This is a genomic window from Actinopolyspora xinjiangensis (genome assembly GCF_900104475.1).
Taxonomy (GTDB): Bacteria; Actinomycetota; Actinomycetes; order Mycobacteriales; family Pseudonocardiaceae; genus Actinopolyspora; species Actinopolyspora xinjiangensis.
On the sequence record NZ_FNJR01000003.1, the window covers coordinates 408950 to 430385 of the forward strand.

A 21436-nucleotide genomic window follows, 5' to 3' on the forward strand; every position below is an offset into this window, starting at 1 on the left:
CGAGATCCCCCTGTTCGGTCATCAGCGACGAACCCTGACCACCTATTCCTGGGGAAGCGATCGAGTTGGACTCTTCACAAGGCCACACCGCTGAGGACCGCCCCCTCGAACGAACCACCGCGCGGCGGCGCTCGGCCGCCGCCCGAAAGCCACCCCCGTCGGCCGCGGCGAACCACCGAATTCGCAGACCTCCACCGACGAGATCCACGACGCGATGCGTCCCCGCCGCCGGTCCAGTGCGCGTGAGCCCGCGTCCCCGCCACACCTCCCTCCCGGCGCCGGAACCGCGTTCCCCCGACGGGACGTTTCCGAAGACACCGACTCGGACCTCCTCACCACACCGAGCGGAATTCTTCCGACCGAGGACGGTCCTTTCCGCATAACTCCCCGACGGAAACACGAAACAAGCGGCACCGGCCGAATTCGTGAACAACCACCCGGCAGGACTCGAAGAAAAGATCGCACAGCGATCACCCGGAGAGGGCATTCGTCTCCTTTCCGGCCGAACCAGAACCCCGCGTACGCGCCGATCCGCTTCCAGCTTCGGCGAAAACGCGTCGAACATCGGCTCCCGGAAACGACGGCTCCCGACCGGTCGTGCCGTCCGGAACGAATCGAGGTCCCAGATGGACAACAACGGGAAAACACTCGTGCACGAGCGCTTCTCCCACCGCGCCGCCCTGCGCCCCGAAGCCGTCGCCGTGGAACAGGGCGACCGACGGATCAGCTACGCCGAGCTCGAAAGGCGGTCGAATCACCTCTCCCACCGATTACGGATCCACGGCATCGGCCCCGGATCGACCGTCATGGTCCACATGGAGCGGTCGATCGACGTCGTCGTCTCGCTGCTGGCCACGCTGAAGGCCGGCGCGAGCTACCTCCCGGTCGATCCGGGCGTCCCCGACCACCGCATCGCGACACTCATCGGGGAAACCGGCTGCGGAGCCGTCATCACGGGCGCCGGAAACGTTCCCCACCTCGCCGAGCACAGTCTCGTTCTCCTGGAGCCGGAATCCGGACGAGATCCGTCCCTCGCGCTTCCCGACACTCCTCCCGAGGTCCCCCTCGCGGAGACCGACTGCGCTTACACGATCTACACCTCGGGATCGACCGGCGCCCCCAAGGGGATAAGGGTCGCTCACGCCTCCCTCCGCTACCTCCTGGACGAGATCAACCGGCGATACGGCATAACCCCGGACGACCGGGTGCTGCAGTTCGCCTCGATCACTTTCGACACCTCCATCGAGCAGATTCTCAACACCCTGCTGAACGGGGCGACGCTGGTACTGCCGGACGATGTCTGGCCTCCCGGCGAACTGCCGCTGGAGCTGACCAGACACCGGGTGTCGGTGATGGACCTGACCCCGTCGTACTGGCGCGCCTTCCTGGCCGAACTGGCCACCACGCCGACCGAACCGCCGGTGCGACTGACGATCGTGGGAGGAAGCGCGGTCCACGCGCAGGACTGCCGAACCGCGCTGCGTCTGATGCCGAACTCCCGGCTCGTCAACGCCTACGGTCTGACCGAAACGACGATCACCTCCTGCACGATGGAGATCACCACCGGTACGCTTCCCGAGAGCGGCTCGGCCCCGGCCGGCCGCCCGTTACCGGGCACCGTCGTACACGTCCTCGACGAGCACGCGCGTCCCGTCCCGCCGGGCCAGGCCGGTGAGGTCCACATCTCGGGCCAGGGGGTGGCGCTCGGTTACCTCACGCGAAGCGCTGACCACTCACGCTTCCGGCCTGACCCCTGGGCCGAGCGGGGCGACACGCGGATGTACCGCACCGGCGACCTCGGAAGCTGGACGCACGACGGAAACCTGGAAATTCTCGGTCGGGCCGACCGCCAGCTCAAGGTACGCGGGTTCCGAGTCGAACCGGCCGAGATCGAGGCCGCTCTCACCGCGCACGAGATGATCGCGGACGCGGCGGTGGAGCCCTACGACCGCGACGGCGAGACGGAGATCGCGGCGTACTACGTCCCGGCCGAGGAGGATGCGCCACCGCTCGGCACCCGAGAGCTGCGCTCCCACGTCAACGAGTGGCTGCCCGGCTACATGATCCCGGCGACGTTCGTCCGGCTCGCCGAGATGCCGCTGAAGGACAACGGCAAAGTGGACGTGGCGGCCCTGCCACCTCCCGAACGAACGGCCGAGCCGCGTTCGAAGGAACGGGCCGACGACTCGGACCCGGCCGTGGGGCTCGTGGAACGGGCCGTGGCGGAGATGTGGCGACAGGTCCTCGGCCTGGAGCACGTGGCCCCCGACGACGGATTCTTCGAGCTGGGCGGAAACTCGATCAGAGCCGCCGAGCTGCTGGCCAAGGTCCGGGCCTCACTGGGGATCATGATCACCCAGGTGCGACCGTTGATCCGGTCACTGCTCGACGGTGCGACGCTGCGCGGCTTCGCCGCCGCCGTCGAGTCGGCCAGGGCCGGAACGTTCTCCGTCGACGCGGAGAGTGTCGATTTCGATACCGAGACGGCGCTGAACGTCCCCGTCGGCGACTCACCTCCCGATCCGGCCGACTGGAAGAACCCCGCCAACATCCTGCTCACCGGAGCGACCGGTTTCCTCGGCATATACCTCCTGCGCGAACTGCTGACCACCACCGACGCGACGGTCCACTGCCTGGTCAGGGCCGACGACCCCGACCGGGCGATGGAACGCCTGCGGGCGAACGCACGGCACTACTTCGGCCACGAGCTGGACGAGTACCGGCGGAACGAGCGCATCCGGGCGGTACCGGGCGATCTGGCCGAAGAACGGCTTGGCCTGTCCGAGGAGCAGTTCGACCGGCTCTCCCGGCTGGTCGACGTGATCCACCACCCGGGCGGGCTCGTCAACTTCATCTACCCCTACACGCACATGCGCGCGGCCAACGTCGAGGGCACCCGCGAGATCATCCGCATGGCGGCCAGGTACCGCAACGCACCGGTGCACTACACATCGACCATGGCGGTGATCTCGGGCTTCGGCACCGCGGGGGTCGGTCACGTCACCGAGGAGACCCCCGCCGACCACGTGGACCACCTGTCGGTCGGCTACGTCGAGAGCAAGTGGGTCGCCGAGGAACTGCTGCGGAAAGCCGCACGACGGGGACTTCCGGTCGCCGTGTACCGGGCGGCCGACATCTCGGGGGACAGTGCGACGGGGGTCTGGAACACGACGACCGAGATGTGCGCGATGAAGAAGTTCATCGTCGACACGGGCACCGCACCCGTCGCCGAGCTTCCCCTCGACTACACGCCGGTCGACCGCTTCGCGGCCGCGGTGTCCCACATCGCCTCCAGCGGACCACCGGGCGGCGAGGTCTACCACCTCACCAACCCGGGCAAGGCGAACATCTCCCTGCTCGTCGAGCGACTGCGATCCCACGGTCACGACGTCAGGACCGTGTCGTGGAACGAGTGGGTGGAACGGATCGTCGAGGTCGCGGTGGAGCAGCCCGAGCACCCCATGACCCCCTTCGCCCCGCTGTTCATCGACCGGTGCTCCACCGCGGCGATGAGCGTGGCGGAGATGTACCTGGAAACGACCTTCCCCACCTTCTCCAGGAACAACGTGGAGAAGGCGCTGCAAGGCAGCGGAATCACGATCCCGCCGGTGGACGGCGAGATGCTCGACCGCTACATCCGGCATCTGACCGCCATCGACTTCCTGTGAGGCTGGTATGACGAACACGGTCTCGTCCCGGTCCGAATCGCCCTGGTCGACGGTGGACCTGACGGACGCTCCCTCCGACGGCCCCGTGGCGTTCGGCGGTGACCTGCGCCCCCACAACCTGCTCGCCGCCTACCGGCGAGGGCTGTACCCCTTCCCGGCCGAGACGGTCGAGCACCGACTGTTCAACGAGATGAGCTACGAGTCCGACGTGGCGACGGGCAGGGTGAAACTCGTCCCGGGAGCCGAGGAACCCTATTCCCTGGCCTGGTGCTCCCCCGATCCTCGCCCGCTCATCCCCGTTACCCGGGCCCGCGTGCGGCGCAGCCTGCGCCAACAGCTGCGCCGGACGACGAACTGGACCACCACGGTCGACGTGCGCTTCGAGGAGGTCGCCACCCGGTCCCGCGAGGGCCGTGAACGGCAGTGGCTGACCGACGAGCTGCTGAACGGCCTGTGCCGACTCCACGAGGACGGACACGCCCACAGCGTCGAGGTCTGGGACGGGGCCGAGCTCATCGGCGGCACGTTCGGCGTACGGGTCGGAGCGGTGTTCAGCGCGGACTCGCAGTTCACCCGCCGCAGCGGCGCCGGAAAGGTCGCCGTCACCGACCTGACGCGTCGCTTCGCCGAGGCGGGGGGAACCGCTGTCGACGTTCAGTACGACAGCGAGCACGCCAGACTCCTCGGCGCCCGCCCCACTCCCCGTCCGCGCTACCTCGAACTACTCCGCTCCACCACCGAAGGCGCGGCTGTCCCGACCGGAGCGCTGCCCGCTCATCGCCTGGCCGACTGACCCCGAAGAGGTTCTCCCCGACACCGCCGTAGGAGAAGCCCATGCCCACCGATCTCGCCGACACGGCACCACGCGTCGCCAGCCTGGCCGAGCGCCCCGACCTGGAGCCGGCCGTGCTGGCCATGGACTCGTCCTGGCCGGACTACATCCGCCCCGACCCCGTTCTCGTCCACTGGGCGTTCGAACGTCACGCACGACATCAGCTCGTGGCGCTCGACGACGAGACGGACGAGGTCGTGGCCCGCGCGGCCAGCGTCCCCCTGCGCTGGAGCGGCGCCACGGACGACCTCCCCGACACCGGATGGGACGAGGCGCTGCGCCAGTGCTTGGCCGACACCCACTCCGGCCGGGAACCCAACACCCTGTGCGCGTTGGAAGTCGCCGTGGCGCCCGACCACAAGGAGCGGAAGCTGTCGGGACGACTCCTCGAAGCGCTCAAGGAGCACGCTCGCGGCTCGGCCCATCACAGCGTGGTGGTGCCGGTCCGTCCCAGCCGCAAGCACACTCGCCCGGACCTCTCGATGAGCGAGTACCTCGCCCTCACCCGTCCGGACGGCCTGCCCGAGGACCCCTGGCTGCGCGTGCACGTACGCCTGGGCGGTGAGCCGCTCAAGATCTGCCCGGTGTCGATGACGATCTCCGGGAGCCTGGCGCAGTGGCGGGAGTGGACCGGTCTGCCGTTCGACACCAGCGGTCCCGTCGAAGTCCCCGGCGCACTCGCTCCGGTCGCCGTGGATGTCGAACACGATCACGCGATCTACGTCGAACCCAACGTCTGGGTGCGCCACGCGCTCTCCGAAGCGCCACGACGCGCCTGAACCGCCCGAACCCCCGAACCACGCGGGCCCGGCCGAGCCGGTCGCCGCGATCACCGAACCCGGAGGAAGACAACGATGACCACGACCGAAACGGGCAGCACCGAGAAGATGGACCTGCGCGCCGCGCTGATCGAGCGGATCGGCGGCTACATGACCAGTCACTCGATCGGGGTGGCAGCCGAACTCGGCCTCGCCGACCTGCTCGGGGACGGGGTTCGCGGCAGCGAGGAGCTGGCCGCGGCGAGCGGGACCCACGAGCCCTCGCTGCGGCGGTTGCTGCGCACCCTGACGGCGGTCGGGATCACCGTCGAGCCGGAAGCCGGCCGTTTCGCCCTGACCGAGGTCGGAAGCCAGCTGCGCTCGGACTCGCCCGACTCGCTGCGCGCCTTCTCCCGAATGTTCTGCCACCCCGTGGTGCTCCGGGCCTGGCTGGGCCTGGAGCACTCGGTCACCACGGGCGAACGGGCTTTCGACCACGTTTACGGCAAGGATTTCTACAGCTACCTCGCCGAGGACGGGAGAACCAGCGAGCTGTTCAACGAGGCGATGAGCGAGGAGTCGAGGATCGCCGCCGAACGACTGGCAGCGGGCTACGACTTCTCGGGCTTCGAGAAGGTGGTGGACCTCGGCGGTGGTGACGGCACCCTGCTGGCGGCGGTCCTGCCCGACCGGCCGCGGCTGCGGGGCGTCGTCTTCGACAGCCCCAGCGGCGTCGCCGAGGCACCGGCCACTCTGGAGCGAGCGGGCATCGCGGACCGCTGCGAGGCGCGGGCTGGCGACTTCTTCCGGGACATCCCCGCCGACGGTGATCTCTACGTCATCAAGAGCGTCTTCCAGGACTGGGGCGACGAGGCCTCCCGGGCGCTGCTGCGCTCCTGCCGGGCGCGGATCCCGGACACCGCCACCCTGCTGATCGTGGGCTCGGTGCTCCCGGAGACCGCCTCCACCGACGAGCCGATCATGTTCTTCACCGATCTGAACATGCTCGTCAACTCCGGAGGACGGGAGCGGACGGAGCGCGAGTTCCGGGCGATGCTCGAGGAGACCGGCTTCACCGTGCGGTCCGTGCGGCTCGGTGCCGCCGGCCCGCTGTCGGTCATCGAGGCCGTTCCGGGAGCACCCCGATGAAGGCGGCGGGCTTCGGCGACGAACTGTTCCTGGGGCGGCTCCGCACCGACCTCCTCGCGCTGACGGGCGGGGATCCGAGACGCCTGACCACTGCGGAGGAGGACTTCCTCGCCCGGTTGCGGGAGTTCTGCGACACCCGCGTCGACGGTCCCCGGATCGAACGCGAGGACCGGATACCGGACGAGGTGATCAACGGGCTCAGAGACATCGGCGCGCTGTGCATCAGGATTCCCCGGGAGTACGGCGGGCTCGGCCTCTCCGGTGTCTGCTACTACCGGGCGCTGATGATCGTGACCAGTGTCCACTCCGCACTGGGCGAACTGCTCGCCGCTCACCAGAGCATCGGGTTGCCGCAACCGCTCCTGCTGTTCGGCACGGAACGGCAGAAGCGCGTCCTCCTCCCGAGGTGCGCCCACGAGATCTCCGCGTTCGCGCTCACCGAAGCGGAGATCGGGAACGATCCCGAGCCGATGAGCACCACCGCCGTTCCCGACCCCGAGTCGGGCCACTACAGGCTCAACGGCGTGAAGCTCTGGACGACCAACGGGGTCGTCGCGGACCTGCTCGTGGTGATGGCCGTGGTGCCGCCCTCGGAGAGGAACGCGGGCGGTATGAGCGTGTTCGTGGTGGAGGCCGACTCGCCCGGTGTCACGGTCGAGCACCGGAGCTCCTTCCTCGGACTGCGCGGCCTCGAGAACGGCGTCATCCGGCTGCGCGACGTCATCGTTCCGACGGAGCACCGGATCGGTGAGGAGGGCTCGGGCCTGGCTGTGGCTCTCGGAGCTCAGGACACCGGCAGGCTCTCCCTGCCCGCCGTCTGCGCCGCGGCCGCGAAGTGGAGCCTGAAGATCGCTCGCGAGTGGGCCGGGACGCGTGTGCAGTGGGGCAGGCCGATCGGTGAGCAGGAGGCGGTCGCGGGCAAACTGGCGTTCATCTCGGGCACGGCGTTCGCCCTGGAAGCGATGGTGGAGGTCACCGGACGCCACGCGGAGACGGACCACGTCGAGACCGGGCTGGACGCCGAGCTGGCCAAGCTCTTCGCCTCGGAAAAGGGGTGGCTGGTCGCGGACGAGCTCGTACAGCTCCGCGGCGGCCGCGGCTACGAGACCGCCGACTCCGCGGCCGCGCGGGGAGAGCGGGGAGTTCCCGCCGAGCAGCGGTTGCGGGACCTGCGCGTCGGGCGCATCTTCGACGGCTCCAGCGAAGCGCTGCGAACGTTCATCTCCTCGGCCGTGCTGGACCGCCGCGGCTCCGCGCCCACGACCGGTGACAGCGGCGGCCGACGCGCCGCTCCGGCCGTCGAGGACGGCCCACTGCGGGCTCACCTGAACTTCGCCGACGAGGCCGCTCACCGACTGTTCCAGCTGGTCGAGGACATCACGGCCCGGATCGACACCTCGGCCGAGCCCCACCAGCGCGACCTCGGAAGGATCGTCGACATCGCCGCCGAGCTGTACGCGATGAGCGCGAGCTGCGCCTACGCGGCCGCGCTGGACACCGGCGACGACACACCGATCCAACTCGCCGATGCCTTCTGCGCGCAGGCGACTCACCGGATCACGGGGCTCTTCGAGGAACTGGCGGACAACACCGACTCCCACGACCGGCTGATCGCCCGCCGGGTGCTCGACAGCCACTACACGTGGCTGGAGGACGGCGTCCCGGACCCCTCCACCGAGGGCCCCTGGATATCCGAACCGGTCCCGGGGATGGACGAGCCGGATCTCCGCCGAACGGTCCGCCACGGCGGCCACACCGACAGCACGCCCGGCGAGGGGGTTCCCCATGCATGACGACATCGACACGTTGATCGGCGCGGCTCGAAGGCAGATGGGCGATCGGCCCGCGGACGACAGGTTCATCCAGCTGCTGGAAGCGGGGCTGGTTCCCACCGAGCGTCTCGTCCGGTTGGCCTGCGAGCTGTACCACCTCGTGAGCAGCGACGAACGCAGCTTCACCCTGCTCGCCTCCCGCTTCTCGTCCACTTCGGCCGGTGAGGTTTTCGCCGAACTGGCCCAGGGGGAAACGCAGGCCCGTGAACTCCTGCTCCGGTTCGCCGCAGAGCTGGACACCGACGAGGAACGGTTGGCGGCCCACGAACCGGCACCGTTGGCCCATGCCTACCCCTCCTACCTCGCGCGGACGGCGGCGTTCGGCACACGCAGCGACATGCTGCTCGCGCTGCTCGCCAACGTCGGGGAATCGGGAACGAACTACGCCCGCACGGCCGACGCACTGCACGGCCGGTACGGATTCACCGAGAGGGCGATCGAGCACTTCCGATTCTTCGCCGACACGCCTCGGGAACTTCTGGACCGGGCGGCGGCAGCGCTCCGGTCGGGGCTCGCCGAGGGCGACGACCCGACGAGCGCGGTACGCACGGCGCGGCTGGTACACGCCTACGAGAACACCTTCTGGGCCTGCCTGTCCGAGAACCTCGAACCCCACTGATCCGCCGGAACCTCGCGCACGAGGTTCACCGGCACCAGCCCCCTGGTTCCGCCGCCAGGAATGGGGAGGTCAACGCCCCGGAACCGCCGGGCACGTCGGACTTCCACCCGCGCGTTCCGCCGCCTCCGCCGCTTCCGGGCCGATCACGGCACCCCGTCCTCACCGAAGGAACGGGCGACCGAATTCGCGAACCCCGGATTCCGAGAGTCCCTCGGACCGGTTCTCACACGGAAGGAGTACGACATGATCGCTTTCAGCGCATCGCCCACCACCACCCTCGACAGCTCGGGCGGCAAGTGCATGTACGAACAGGTGGACAGTCTCCGCGAAATGGGGCCCGCCGTCCCCGTCCAGTTACCCGAGGGGGTCTCGGCGTGGTCGGTCACGCGGGGCGACATCGCCCGACTGCTACTGACTCACCCGGGGGTGTCCCGGAATCTCAAGAAGAACGTGCCGAGCTATCAGCCCGGCTCGGTCCCCTGGTTGTCCCCGTGGGTGGACGTGGACTCCATGGCCACCGCCGAGGGCAAGGAGCACGCACGGCTCCGGAAACTGATCACACCGGCCTTCACTCCCCGACGGGTGGAGGCGATGCGGCCGCGGGTCGAGGCGATCGTGACCAGACTGCTCGACGAGCTGGAGTCACAACCCGGTGACGAGCCGTCCGACCTCCACGCCGCCTTCTCCTACCGCCTTCCGACCGAAATGATCTGCGAGCTGTTCGGGGTACCGGACGAACAGCGCCCCCGGGTCCTCGACCTCTTCGTGGCCGTGGGTAAGACCGATGTCAGCGAGGAGGAGTCGCTCGCCGTCAACGAGGAACTCGTCGCCGCCATGCGCACGCTCATCGAGACCAAGCGCCACGATCCCGGTGACGACCTGACCAGCTTCCTGCTCGCCGCGCACGAGGAAGGGGACGATCCGCTCACCGAGCACGAGCTGATATCGACGCTGCTGCTGATGATCGGGGGAGGGAGCACCACCACCATCAACCTGATCGACCACACGGTGCGCGAACTGCTCGCCCATCCGGAACAGTTGAACACCGTACGAGCGGCCCCCGAACGCTTCCGCGACGCGATCGAGGAGTCGCTGCGTGCCCACTGCCCCGTCATGCACCTGCCGATGCGCTGGGCGATCGAGGACATCGACCTCGGCGAGGGAGTCACCATCCGAGCGGGGGACGCCATTCTGATCTGCTACGGCGCGCACGGCCGCGATCCCGGGGTGCACGAGGACCCGGCGAGCTTCGACATCGAGCGGTCCGACAAGGAGCACCTGGCCTTCGGCCTGGGCGCTCACTTCTGCCCCGGCTCGCACCTGGCACGCCTCGAGGCCGAGGTCGCGCTGCCCGCGCTGTTCGACCGCTTCCCCCGGCTCGAACTGGCTGTCGCACCCGACGAGACCGAACCCGAGCACACCTTCATCGGCAATGGACTCACCTCGCTGCCGGTGTTCCTGCACCACGAGTAGTCGGCAGGAGCGATCACCGCGGCGCGGCGTGCTCGCGCCTACGGGCACACCCCCACGGGGTTCGTCCGACGCGGGGCACGCCGCACCGGCCGAACGACACCGACCGGGTCCGAACGGCACGGCCGCGGGCCCGGACAGCGCGGGACAGGTCCACACCCCACGAAAGCCGCGACCATGGGAGCACCGGATGAGTGACACCGCTTCGCCGACACCGCAGCCGAGCACCACGAACGAGCCGGCGAGCCTGGCGGGCAGGACCCGACGACTGCTGGAGCGGGCCCGCTACCTGAACCTGGCCACGGTCTCGGCGACGGGACTGCCCTGGGTGGCGACCCTGGAATACGCCTGGTTCCGCGACCCGCTGCGCCTGGTCTACGGCTCGACCACCGGTGCCCGGCACAGTCGGGACATCGCCTTCCGGGACCGGGTCAGTGGATCGCTCTTCCTCGGGGGAGGTGACAACGGCACGGAGATCTCGGCGATCGACGGTGCCCAGTTCACCGGCAGGTGCTCGGAGATACCTCCCGGAGAGCTCGACCGGTACCACGAGGCCTTCTACGAGAGCGTTTTCCCGGACGAGGAACAACGCGCGGAATGGATGCTGCCGCGCTCCTCGCTGCGGGCTCCCGCCGAACACCGGCTCTACCTGATCGAGGTGGAACGGTGGTGGTTGATCGACACCCGGACCTGGCAGCAGGACCGGGTGGACAGACGCGTGGAGCTACCGCTGGACACCCGGTTGCCGTGCTGAATCCGTCCGCGACGCAACAGAGCCGTGCGAATCCCCGAGGGAACTCGCACGGCTCTCGCGCTTCCGGACGTGGTCGGGGCGCGCGGTTCCAGCGACCTGTACGGGGTGTGGAGCGAGCTCGCCCACCCCACACCCCGCGCACGGGATCAGTTCCCGGCCCGGGCACTGCCCACCAGCGCGGAACCGTCACCGCCGGGGCGCAGCCCGGGGTCGATCGACGAGTCCCGCACCGTGCTGCGGAATCCCTTGAGCCGGAGGCTGTTGCTGACCACGAACACGGAGCTGAACGCCATGGCGGCTCCGGCGATCATCGGGTTCAGCATCCCGGCGGCCGCCAGCGGCAGCGCGGCGACGTTGTAGGCGAAGGCCCAGAACAGGTTGCCCTTGATGGTGCCGAGCGTCCGCCGCGACAACCGGATGGCGTCCACGGCGGCCCGCAGGTCACCGCGTACCAGGGTGAGGTCACCGGCCTCGATCGCGACGTCGGTGCCCGTCCCCATGGCCAGCCCCAGGTCCGCCTGGGCCAGTGCCGCGGCGTCGTTGACCCCGTCGCCGACCATGGCCACGACCCGTTTCTCGGACTGCAACCGCCGCACCACCGCGACCTTGTCCTGCGGGACGACCTCGGCGATGACCTCCTCGATACCCACCTCGGCGGCTATCGCGCGTGCCACGGCCTCGTTGTCACCCGTCAGCAGCACCGGGCGCAGCCCCAGGTCGCGCAACCCGCGAACAGCCTCCCGCGAAGTCGGCTTGACGGTGTCCGCGACGACCAGCACCGCCTGCGCCCGTCCGTCGACCGCGACCACGACGGCCGTGCTTCCGTCCCGCTCGGCGACCTGCTTGGCCGTCTCCAACTCTTGGGGTATCCGGACGCTCCACTGCTCCAGCAGTCGTGGGCGGCCGACGAGAACGGCGTGGCCGTCGACCGCGCCCCGCACACCGAGCCCCTCGACGTTGGCGAACTCGTCGATCTCCGGCAGCGCGTCCCCGGTGCGTTCCCGGGCCCCCTTGGCGATGGCCTGGGCGATGGGGTGTTCCGATCCGCTCTCCAGCGCACCGGCCAGCGCCAGCACGTTCTTCTCGTCGGCCTCCTCGGTGAACCGCGCGTCCACGAGCGTCATCCGCCCGGTGGTGACGGTGCCGGTCTTGTCCAGCACCACGGTGTCGATGCGCCGGGTGGACTCCAGAACCTCGGGGCCCTTGATCAGGATGCCCATCTGAGCACCACGACCGGTGCCGACCAACAGGGCCGTGGGCGTGGCCAGCCCGAGGGCGCAGGGGCAGGCGATGATCAGCACCGCCACCGCGGCCGTGAAGGCCGCCGTGGCCCCCACACCGCTGCCCAACCAGAACCCGAGTGTCCCCACCGCCAGTGCGATCACGATCGGGACGAACACCCCGGATACCCGATCGGCGAGTCGCTGAACCTGGGCCTTGCCCGTCTGGGCTTCCTCGACGAGCTTGGCCATCTGGGACAGCTGGGTGTCCGACCCGATGCGGGTGGCGCGGACCACCATGCGTCCGCCCGCGTTGACGGTGGCCCCGACGACGTTGTCGCCGGGCTGAACCTCGACCGGTACGGACTCGCCGGTGAGCATGCTCGCGTCCACCGCCGACGAGCCCTCTTCGATCACGCCGTCGGTGGCGATCTTCTCACCCGGGCGAACGACGAACCTGTCGTCGACGCGGAGCTGGTCGGTGGGGATGCGCTGCTCCCGGCCGTCACGCAGCACCGCGACGTCCTTGGCTCCCAGTTCCAACAGCGCCCGCAGGGCCGCTCCCGAACGGCGCTTGGATCGGGCCTCGAAGTACCGGCCGGCGAGAATGAACGTGGTCACTCCGGCGGCCACCTCGAGGTAGATGGCACCGGCGCCGCTGGATCGTTCGACGGTGAACTCGAAGGCGTGGGTCATGCCGGGCACACCCGCGGTGCCGAACAGCAGCGCGTACAGCGACCAGCCGAAGGCCGCTACGGTTCCCATCGAGATCAGGGTGTCCATCGTGGCGGCCCCGTGGCGGAGATTCGTCCACGCCGCGCGGTGGAACGGCAGCGCACCCCAGACCAGGACCGGGGAGGCCAGGGTCAGCGAGATCCACTGCCAGTAGGTGAACTGCAGTGCGGGGATCATGGCCATGGCGATGACCGGCACCGACAGCAACGTGGAGACGAGCAGGCGCTGCCGCAGCGCCAGCAGGTCCGCGTCCTCGGTCTCGGTGTCGGCCCCCTCACCCTCGCCGGTACCGGAGCTCGCGGGGAGCGTGGCGCCGTAACCCGCCGCCTCCACTGTCCTGACGAGTTCGTCCGTGTCGACGTCAGCGGGGTGGGCGACCTTGGCCTTCTCCGTGGCGTAGTTGACGGTAGCGGAGACTCCGTCCATCTTGTTGAGCTTGCGCTCGATCCGGGAAGCACACGAAGCGCAGGTCATCCCCGAAATGGCCAATTCCACTTCGCTCGTCCCCCCGGACGATCGAACTTCCGGAGAATCTGTATCCATCCTGAATTCCTCCTACCGTCCACAACTCCGTGTCCGCTCGCGAACCGGAGCCTGACGAAGACTTTCGGCGATGAAGACCGGTCGTGCGCCTCAGAGGGCACCCCGCTCCGAAGGACCGCCGGGCGAGCTCGTCAGCCGCTGGCTCATCCCGTGCCGCTGTCCGCCGGGGTGTTCCCCTTCCGGCACGTCGACCAAACTGCCCACTCCCCAGCCGGCGAGCCCGACCAGAACGAGAACGCCGCAGTAGACGCCGAGTCGCGTCGCGTTGTTCATGAGCTCTCCTCACCGTGCTCGTCCCGCCCGGTCTCCGCGACCGGGGCGAGGGGTAGCGCTCGTAGCAGCTCGGAAGCGACGAATCTTGCTTCCACACCCAGAAAAATATACCCTACGGGGGTACCGTGTCAACGAAGCGGAGTCGAGAGGCGGCAGGTCCGGTAAGCGCCGGATCGACCACCTCGGCCCACTCGCCGCCCGCCGGCCGGCACGCATCGGGACATGGACTACCGGGACGTATCCACCGGAAGGGGCTCGTGGGGCCGCCTGGCCGGCCATCGCCACGGCGAACCGGCGAAGCGAGGGGGAACCTGCCGCCGGGCCACACACCCCCCAGAGGCAGCGGAAGCAGCCTGCGGGCCACAACACCCCCTGGGGGTAGGTGGTGCCCCGGCGGACAACGAGAGAACCGGACGAGAGGAGTCACACCGTGCGCAACCAACTCAGCTTCCACAGGAACCACCGGTTCGGCCGCGTACTGACCACGGCCGAAGTACTCGTCCGGCTTTGCTGCCGAACCGTGGTGGCCTCGGGCTCACTGGAGGCACGCGGAAACGGCGGCCTCGGCGAATGGATCATCCGTGCCGGGGCCTCGTCCAAGGCCCCGTGCTCGAGCCGCCGCCACGGCTGACCCCCACGCACCCGCTCTGCCGGGCGGGACTCGGCGCGGGAACGGCGTCACGCCCGGCGAGGCGGGTTCCCGGCGGAGAGCGAGTCACCGTGGCTGACGAGCAAAACGGGCCATGAGGGCGGGGCGCTCAGCCCCACGACCTCATGGCCCGTCGTCGCGTGCGGGGATCATTCCCCTATCTCGGCGGAAGACCGCTCTTCCGCGACGAATCCCTCCCGGGCGTGACTGCCGTCGCAGAGGGGCTTGTTCGCGGAGAGACCACAACGACACAGCACCCGCGTCTTCCCCGGGCCGAGGTCGTACTCGTTGTTGTCGTGGTCGACCACGCGAACCGGACCCTTGATCTGGTAGGGACCGTTCTCGATCGCCTTGACGACGACCGGGTCCCGCTGTTGCTGATCACTCATGAGAGCGCACTCCCCGAACCGGTTCGGTGCCGTCCTCAGCTCACCACCTCGTAACCGGCGTTCTGGACGGCCTGCCGGACCGAACCGGCGTCGAGCGAGTCACGACCGGTCACGGTGAGCTGCCCGGTGCTGATGTCGATGTCGACGTCCTCGACCCCCTCGACGCCGTTCACCGCGGTGCTCACCTTGTTCATGCATCCCGAGCAGGTCATTCCCTTGACCGTGTAGACACTGGTGCTCATGTACGTCTCCTCGTCCCTGTCGTTGTTCCCTTGAACCTCACGAACGCGACGGCCACCGTCGGCAGCGCACGACGGAACCGCTCGAAAACCACCCACCGGCACCCGCCGCGAAAAGCCACCCGCGAAGCGGGGGCGAGGTGCTGTCCCGACCACTCTCCCGCTCCGCGGCGGCAGGACCATCCCGTGTCAGGTGGCCAGTTCGTACCCGGCCTCGTCGACCGCCGCCCGAACGTCGCCCTCGCTGACGGGGGCCGTGCTCGTCACCGTCAGCGCTCCGGTGGCGAGATCGACGTCCACCCCCGAAACGCCGGCCAGCTCTCCCACCTCTTCGGTGACCGAACGCACGCAGTGCTCACACGTCATCCCGACCACGGTGTAAGTGGCAGTGGACATCAGAACCTCCTTCGCGTCTCCCCGTCCTCGGGCCCGGACGACGGTCTCCCCGAGCCCGAGAACCGGCGAGCGGCCCTCGCCCGGAGGGAGTGTCCCTTCCGTCGTGGCCGCGTCCATCAACGATCACGACAATACCCTAGGGGGGTAGGGTAATCAAGTGGTGCGGCGGACGCCCTGTCGATTCCCGACCACCGCCCCACCCCGGCGTGGCACACCCCGCTCAACTCCCCAACGATGAGGCGTCGGTCCTGGCCGGGAACGACCGGACGAGCGCGGAACGGCTCAAGCGGTGTAGGAGAGCACGGTCATCATCCCCGACTCGCCGTGGTAGACGTTGTGGCAGTGCACCAACCACTGCCCCGGATTGTCGGCGTGGAAGTCCACCTCGAGGGTTTCCTTCGGCAGCACCATGACGGTGTCCTTGCGGGGCCCCGGCCGAGCCCCGCCGACGAGCTGGAAGGTGTGTCCGTGCAGGTGCATCGGGTGGAACATCATCGTCGTGTTGACGAAGCGGAGCCGCACGCGCTCGCCACGACGCAGTGGCATCGGGGTGCGCTCGTCGAACGTTTGCCCGTTGATGGTCCACCGGTACGTCCCGGACGGCTCCAGCCCCAACCGCAGCGTATGAGTGCGGTCGGGCTTCCCCGTCTGCAACCGGACACGTTCGCTCGCGTGCAGGTCCCGGGCCAACAGCGGTCGCCCCGCCAGTTCCCGGGGACGCACCGAAGCGACGGGCGCGGTTCCGGCCCCGGTGCGGAGCAGAGACATGGCCTGGCCACCCTTGCCCTCGGCGACGGCGACCACGGGAAACACCCCCTCACCGAGGGTGACCTCGACGTCGTAGCGCTCCCCCATGCCCAGCAGGACCGAGTCCACCCGGTGTGATTCGACCGGAAAACCGTCGGTGTGCGTGACGGTCATGCGGTGCCCGCCCACCGCCACCCGGAACGCGGTGTCCGCCCCCGCGTTGATCAGACGCAGTCGCAGCCGCTGCCCCGGCCTGGCCCGGTTCACCACCGGCGCCGCGGGCACTCTCCCGTTGATCAGGTAGTGCGGATGGCTGACATCGCCGGTGTCCGCGCCCAACGGGCCGGGTTGCGCCCCCTCCGGCTCCGCCCCGCCCGAATGGGCGTGCCCGCCACCGTCCATGGACATGCCCTCACGCCGTAGCTCGGCGAGCCGAGCGTCGGGGCCGGCGGAGAGGCCGTCGAGCCAGTCGTCGAGGACGAGCACCAGCTCGTCGTCGTAGCGTCCCGGCTCGTCCCGCTCTTCCACGATCAGCGGGGCGTACAACCCACGGTCGAGCTGCGTGCCCACGTGCGGGTGGAAGAAGTGAGTGCCCGCGTCCGGGACGGTGAACTCGTACGAGAACTCACCGCCCGGGGCTACTCCCTCCTGGGTCACCCCCGGCACGCCGTCCATGTCGTTGCGCAGCGCGATCCCGTGCCAGTGAACGGTCGTCGCCTCGGGAGTGTCGTTACGCAACCTGGCACGGAGCACGTCCCCGCGACGTACCCGGATCTCCGGCCCCGGCAGGCTGGCGTTGAACATCCAGGTTGGAGCGGACGGTCCACCGAGATCCGCTTCGCCGGGCCGCGCCCGCAGCTCGATGTCCACGCGTCGCGCGTTCGCCGGGCGTCGTGCGCGTTCGGCCAGTCGCACCATCCGGCTGTCGGGACCGACCGGTTCACGCCCGGGCGCACCGCAAGCCTGCACGGCCGCCACGGCCGTTCCTGCCGAGAGGCCGAGGAAACGCCGCCTTCCGAACACCGTCGACCGCTCTTCCGTGTCGTCATCGGCGCCACGGGCCCACCGCGAGGATTCGTCGTTCGTTCCGGAACGGAAAGTGTTCACGAAGATCAACATACGGGGTACGGGTGGGGGGATCCCAAACGGGGCAATCCGATATCCCCCGAAAAGGTGATAGCGATGCCGGGCGATACCACCAAGACCGGATCTACCGGAAGCCGCCTCCGTCCCTCAGCCAGGAACGCACGTGCCACGCCCTCCGGACAGCACCGGAAAACCGGGCAGGAGAGGAACTCCGCTCGCCACACGAATCAGCCCCCTGGGAGCACCAGCGGGCAGAAGCCCCCCCCCGAGGGCCGATGGAACGAGCATGCCCCGCGCCGAGCACCGCACGGGTGAGCGAGGGGCGGCACCCGACGGTGGAATCCCGTCAGGAGCGGACCAACCGCGCGATCGCCTCGCTGGCCTCGCGCACCTTCTCCTCGGCGTTCTCCCCACCGGAAGCCATCGCTTCGGCGACGCAGTGCTTGAGGTGCTCGTCCAACAGCGCCACCGAGACGGACTGCAGCCCCTTGGTCGTCGCGGCCACCTGAGTGAGGACGTCTATGCAGTACTTGTCTTCCTCGATCATCCGGGCCAGACCACGCACCTGCCCCTCGATGCGCCGCAAGCGCTTGAGGTACTCCTCTTTGTCCTGGGTGTATCCACGCGCCACTTGAAGTCCCCTCTCCGGATGCCACCCGCGATGGTACGTGTTCTCGCCCGGAACCGAGTACGGGACCGCTGCAGCCGGAACGGACGAGCCGTGAAGGCACCCCGGTGACCGTCGAACGCCACTTCGACGGAACCGAACGGTTCCACGGTGTGGCCGCACGCTACACCGACCGCACAGCCTGCCACCCGCCGACTTCCTCACCATCAGCACCGTCCCGCCTCGCACCGGAAACTCCTCACTCCACAACGGATCCTCGTGCTCACCATCGACCCCGATACGGCTGAGAACTCCCCGAGCGTTCGCCGCGAGCTCACCGAGAACCGGCGTGACACGAGGTCGCTCCCTCAAGCGGTAGGCGGTTCGGTGCTTTCTCCGACCGGCCGCCCAGGGTGTCCGAGTACGGCCGTGTAGACGGTGTTGCCGGACTCGCCCCCGGTGTAGGGGTTGTCGAAGGTGACGACGTGCGCCCGAACCGTGTCGAACACCTCCGACAGGGCCGCGGTGAACTCCTCGCTCGGGGGATCGTCCGACCACAGCGCGAAGACACCGCCCGGTTCGAGGTGCTCCGCCAGCCGCCGGAGCCCTTCGACCTCGTAGAGCCAGGCGTGGCCCGGGTCCAGCACGTGGTTCGGCGAGTGGTCGATGTCGAGCAGCACGGCGTGGAAACGACGCCGCGACGTCCCGGTGTCGAAACCGACCTCGGAGGCGGCCATGTCGAAGAAGTCCCCGTGCACCAGCCGGGTCCGCGAGTCCGAGGTCAACTCCGATCCCAGCGGCAGCAGGCCACGGCGGTGCCACTCGATGACCTCGCCGAGGGATTCCACCACGCGCAACGAGCGCACCCTCGGGTCCCCGAGGACGGCACGGGCGGTGTAGCCGAGACCGAGCCCGCCCACGACGACGTCGAGCTCGGCGGCGGACGAAGCGGCGAGCCCCAGCCGCGCGAGTTCGACCTCCGCCACGGTGAACAGACTGGACATCAGGAACTCCTCGTCCAGCTTGATCTCGTGCACGTCCCGCTCCAGCGCTCTGTCCCAGCGACGACGCAGACTGATCAGACCGATCGGCGTCTCCCGCCAGTCGAGTTCCTCGAAACGAGCACTCACCAGTGGCATCCCTTCCGCGCTGTCGCACCACGGTGTCGATGACGTGCCGCGACGCACGCTACTCGAAACAGCGTCACCCGCGGGCGATCCGGCACCGGCGAAGCCGATGCGGACCTCCACGAACACCGCTTTTCCGGTCCACTACCGGCACTTCCCGCGCTCCCGACCGACGGCGCGGGCACGCCCAGAAGTCGGCGTGGGGCCGCGAGAGCGTTACGGCGTACGGCGTGAAGACCTCGGCAGCAGCATACGCGCGAGCCCTCGTATCCGACCTCCCCGGGCACGAGCACGAACGCACCGGGAGTTCGCCGACCGACTTCCGCGGCGACGTCAGCGCCGCGAACCCCACCAGCCCCCGTAGGGTCCAGCCGTCGAAGGCCGGCGCGACCAAGGGAACGCGGATCGACCCACATGGTCGACCGGACCATCAGCTCCCACCCAGCTGACACTCGGAACACGGCCAGACACAAATCGCACAGTGGTGAGCAGGAACGAACCCGAACCGACCTACCAGGGACACGAGCTGCCCCGGCCGCAGGACGAGCTCGTCGACCAGGGGCCGGGCTTCGACCTCGACACACTTCTCGACCGCAGGAGCACCTTGCGGTTGTTGGGGCTCGGCGCGGCGGGCGCGGCGCTGACCGCCTGCGGTACCTGATCCGGTGGTTCCGCCAGCTCGACAGCCACCCCGAGCTCCACCACATCGACCTCGACCGACTCGGGCGAGATCCCGGAGGAGACGGCCGAGCCCTATCCCGGCGACGGCTCGAACCGGCCGGACGTGCTCGAACGCAGCGGCATCCGGCCCAGCTTCGGCGAAGCGAGCGGTACCGCCGAGGCCGTTCCGATGGCGCTGGAGCTGGTCGTCTCGGAGCTCGCCGACGGCGGCACGCCGTTCTCGTGGGCGGTCTACGTCTGGCACTGCGATCGCACGGGCAGGTACTCGATGTACTCGCGGGAGACCGAGAGCGAGGACTACCTGCGTGGCGTGCAGATCGCCGAGGAGGACGACCGCGTGAAGTTCACGAGCGTCTTTCCCGCCTGCTACTTCGGTGTCGAACCTCTCGCGGGTGACGCTGCGCAGCGACAACGTGTTCGGCGACGACGGCGGTGCCTCGCAGCTGGCCACCGTGCCCGGCGACGTGCGGAACGGCTACCGGGTGTCCCTCGCGGTCGGCGTGGACACCACGACCGACCTCGGCGGAGGTGGCCAACCGTCCGGCGATGGAGGACAACCGCCGAGCGGGGGCCAACCACCCGACGGTGAGGATTCGGTCCGACCAAGCGGTGCTCCCCCGTCCAGTTAGTCGGTTGGATGAACCGAGACTGTTTCGAGGAGCCGGGGGCGAACGCTCGAAGGGAAACGCTTCAGGGACGCTGTCTGTCCCTCCGACGCGCGCTCGGCACCGGCGGGGCATCCGCACTGGCGACCCCGTCGACCACGGCGTTGGCGATGGCGCCGATGCCCTCCACCCACATCTCCACCACGTCCCCGGAGCGCAGCGGTGGTGGTTGCCGAGCACCGCTCCTGCCCCACAGCTCGGCCAGACAGCCACCGTTGCCGCAGGTTCCCGAACCGAGCACGTCACCGGGAAGCACGCGGCTCCCGCGCGCGGCGTGTGAGAGCAGCTCCTCGAACGGCCACCCCATGTTGGACAGCAGGTCGCGTCCGACCTCGGTGCCGTTGACCGAAACCGTCATGGCCAGTCGCAGGAAACCGTCCGCGTCCCGGTACGGCTCCAGTTCGTCGGCGGTGACCAGCACGGGCCCCAGGGTTCCCGCGAAGTCCTTGCCCTTGGCGGGTCCGAGTCCCACCCGCATCTCCCGTCCCTGCAGATCACGGGCGGACCAGTCGTTGAAGACCGTGTACCCGGCGATGTGCGAACGGGCCTGTTCCGAGGTGAGGTCCGCGCCCTCCCGGCCGACGATCGCGGCCACTTCGAGTTCGAAGTCCAGCACCGCACAGCCCGGAGGTGGCGCGACATCGTCGTGCGCGCCGAGCAACGAGTGGGGGTTGGTGAAGTAGAAGGCCGGTGCCTCGTACCACTCCGACACCACACCCGACTGCCCCTCCACACTGCGGCGCACGCCCTCGACGTGCTCCTCGAAGGCCACGAAGTCCCGCACGGAGGGCACTTCCAGCGGCGGCAGCAGCCGAACCCCGGCCAGGGGAACGGTGTCCCCCTCGGACAGCGCGGCGTCACCCGACTCGGAAAGTGTGCCCGCCCGCAACAGATCCAGCACGTTCGTACCGGGCGGCAACCGGTGCAGCACGTCGTCGACGACCACGCCGCACCGCACGGAGCCGTCGGATTCCTCCACAGTGGCGAAGCGCAATGC

The 21436-nt window shown here is 69.2% G+C and carries 18 protein-coding genes and 1 pseudogene; 10 read left to right on the plus strand and 9 right to left on the minus strand.

From position 1 onward, the window contains the following. Nucleotides 1-626 precede the first annotated feature (626 nt). The 8 genes from BLQ75_RS06805 to BLQ75_RS06840 all read left to right on the plus strand — a co-directional run bounded on the left by BLQ75_RS06805 (nucleotide 627) and on the right by BLQ75_RS06840 (nucleotide 11082). A complete protein-coding gene (locus BLQ75_RS06805) occupies nucleotides 627-3668 on the plus strand; it encodes a non-ribosomal peptide synthetase family protein (protein ID WP_092599425.1) in 3042 nt (1013 codons plus the stop codon). 7 nt (nucleotides 3669-3675) lie between these two features. Continuing rightward, nucleotides 3676-4461, plus strand: a complete 786-nt coding sequence (locus tag BLQ75_RS06810; RefSeq protein WP_092599428.1) for a leucyl/phenylalanyl-tRNA--protein transferase — start codon at nucleotides 3676-3678, stop codon at nucleotides 4459-4461. 41 nt (nucleotides 4462-4502) lie between these two features. After that, nucleotides 4503-5279, plus strand: coding sequence for a GNAT family N-acetyltransferase (locus BLQ75_RS06815; protein WP_092599431.1), 777 nt, complete (start codon nucleotides 4503-4505; stop codon nucleotides 5277-5279). 75 nt (nucleotides 5280-5354) lie between these two features. Then, complete coding sequence (locus tag BLQ75_RS06820; RefSeq protein WP_092599434.1) at nucleotides 5355-6407, plus strand: methyltransferase; 1053 nt, start codon at nucleotides 5355-5357, stop codon at nucleotides 6405-6407. Further along, entirely contained in the window at nucleotides 6404-8200 is a 1797-nt protein-coding gene (locus BLQ75_RS06825; protein WP_092599437.1) for an acyl-CoA dehydrogenase family protein, read from the plus strand. The genes BLQ75_RS06820 and BLQ75_RS06825 overlap by 4 nt, the downstream gene beginning before the upstream one ends. Continuing rightward, nucleotides 8193-8858, plus strand: a complete 666-nt coding sequence (locus BLQ75_RS06830; RefSeq protein ID WP_092599440.1) for a thiaminase II/PqqC family protein — start codon at nucleotides 8193-8195, stop codon at nucleotides 8856-8858. The genes BLQ75_RS06825 and BLQ75_RS06830 overlap by 8 nt, the downstream gene beginning before the upstream one ends. Before the next feature lie 243 nt (nucleotides 8859-9101). Then, nucleotides 9102-10331, plus strand: a complete 1230-nt coding sequence (locus BLQ75_RS06835) for a cytochrome P450 family protein (RefSeq protein WP_092599443.1) — start codon at nucleotides 9102-9104, stop codon at nucleotides 10329-10331. A gap of 187 nt (nucleotides 10332-10518) precedes the next feature. Beyond that, nucleotides 10519-11082, plus strand: a complete 564-nt coding sequence (locus tag BLQ75_RS06840; RefSeq protein WP_139182937.1) for a pyridoxamine 5'-phosphate oxidase family protein — start codon at nucleotides 10519-10521, stop codon at nucleotides 11080-11082. 146 nt (nucleotides 11083-11228) lie between these two features. Here BLQ75_RS06840 and BLQ75_RS06845 read toward each other — a convergent pair whose 3' ends face one another. Further along, nucleotides 11229-13580 (minus strand): heavy metal translocating P-type ATPase, encoded by a 2352-nt coding sequence (locus BLQ75_RS06845; RefSeq protein ID WP_092599446.1) that lies wholly within the window; start codon nucleotides 13578-13580, stop codon nucleotides 11229-11231. A 90-nt stretch (nucleotides 13581-13670) separates the two neighbouring features. Then, a complete protein-coding gene (locus tag BLQ75_RS06850; RefSeq protein WP_092599449.1) occupies nucleotides 13671-13853 on the minus strand; it encodes a hypothetical protein in 183 nt (60 codons plus the stop codon). 430 nt (nucleotides 13854-14283) lie between these two features. Here BLQ75_RS06850 and BLQ75_RS23385 point away from each other — a divergent pair, with 430 nt between their 5' ends. Then, nucleotides 14284-14484 (plus strand): hypothetical protein, encoded by a 201-nt coding sequence (locus tag BLQ75_RS23385; protein ID WP_092599452.1) that lies wholly within the window; start codon nucleotides 14284-14286, stop codon nucleotides 14482-14484. Nucleotides 14485-14651: 167 nt separating this feature from the next. On the opposite strand, the gene BLQ75_RS06860 is transcribed toward BLQ75_RS23385, so the two are convergent. The 6 genes from BLQ75_RS06860 to BLQ75_RS06885 form a co-directional block, all read right to left on the minus strand. Next, nucleotides 14652-14891 (minus strand): CDGSH iron-sulfur domain-containing protein, encoded by a 240-nt coding sequence (locus BLQ75_RS06860; RefSeq protein WP_092599455.1) that lies wholly within the window; start codon nucleotides 14889-14891, stop codon nucleotides 14652-14654. Between the two features lie 35 nt (nucleotides 14892-14926). After that, nucleotides 14927-15133, minus strand: a complete 207-nt coding sequence (locus tag BLQ75_RS06865) for a heavy-metal-associated domain-containing protein (protein ID WP_092599458.1) — start codon at nucleotides 15131-15133, stop codon at nucleotides 14927-14929. A gap of 186 nt (nucleotides 15134-15319) precedes the next feature. Next, nucleotides 15320-15526 carry a heavy-metal-associated domain-containing protein gene (locus tag BLQ75_RS06870; RefSeq protein WP_092599728.1) on the minus strand — a complete coding sequence of 69 codons (207 nt, stop codon included), beginning with the start codon at nucleotides 15524-15526 and terminating at the stop codon, nucleotides 15320-15322. A 282-nt stretch (nucleotides 15527-15808) separates the two neighbouring features. Next, complete coding sequence (locus tag BLQ75_RS06875) at nucleotides 15809-17296, minus strand: multicopper oxidase family protein (protein WP_211481217.1); 1488 nt, start codon at nucleotides 17294-17296, stop codon at nucleotides 15809-15811. 409 nt (nucleotides 17297-17705) lie between these two features. Then, the gene (locus BLQ75_RS06880; protein ID WP_092599464.1) at nucleotides 17706-17990 is read right to left on the minus strand and encodes a metal-sensitive transcriptional regulator; all 285 of its coding nucleotides are present in this window, start codon (nucleotides 17988-17990) and stop codon (nucleotides 17706-17708) included. A gap of 344 nt (nucleotides 17991-18334) precedes the next feature. After that, nucleotides 18335-19096 carry a polyamine aminopropyltransferase gene (locus BLQ75_RS06885; RefSeq protein WP_092599731.1) on the minus strand — a complete coding sequence of 254 codons (762 nt, stop codon included), beginning with the start codon at nucleotides 19094-19096 and terminating at the stop codon, nucleotides 18335-18337. Between the two features lie 478 nt (nucleotides 19097-19574). Here BLQ75_RS06885 and BLQ75_RS24690 point away from each other — a divergent pair. Beyond that, nucleotides 19575-20403, plus strand: a pseudogene (locus tag BLQ75_RS24690) (peptidase associated/transthyretin-like domain-containing protein). Between the two features lie 61 nt (nucleotides 20404-20464). On the opposite strand, the gene BLQ75_RS06895 reads toward BLQ75_RS24690, so the two are convergent. Continuing rightward, a complete protein-coding gene (locus BLQ75_RS06895) occupies nucleotides 20465-21433 on the minus strand; it encodes a fumarylacetoacetate hydrolase family protein (RefSeq protein WP_092599467.1) in 969 nt (322 codons plus the stop codon). Nucleotides 21434-21436 lie beyond the last annotated feature (3 nt).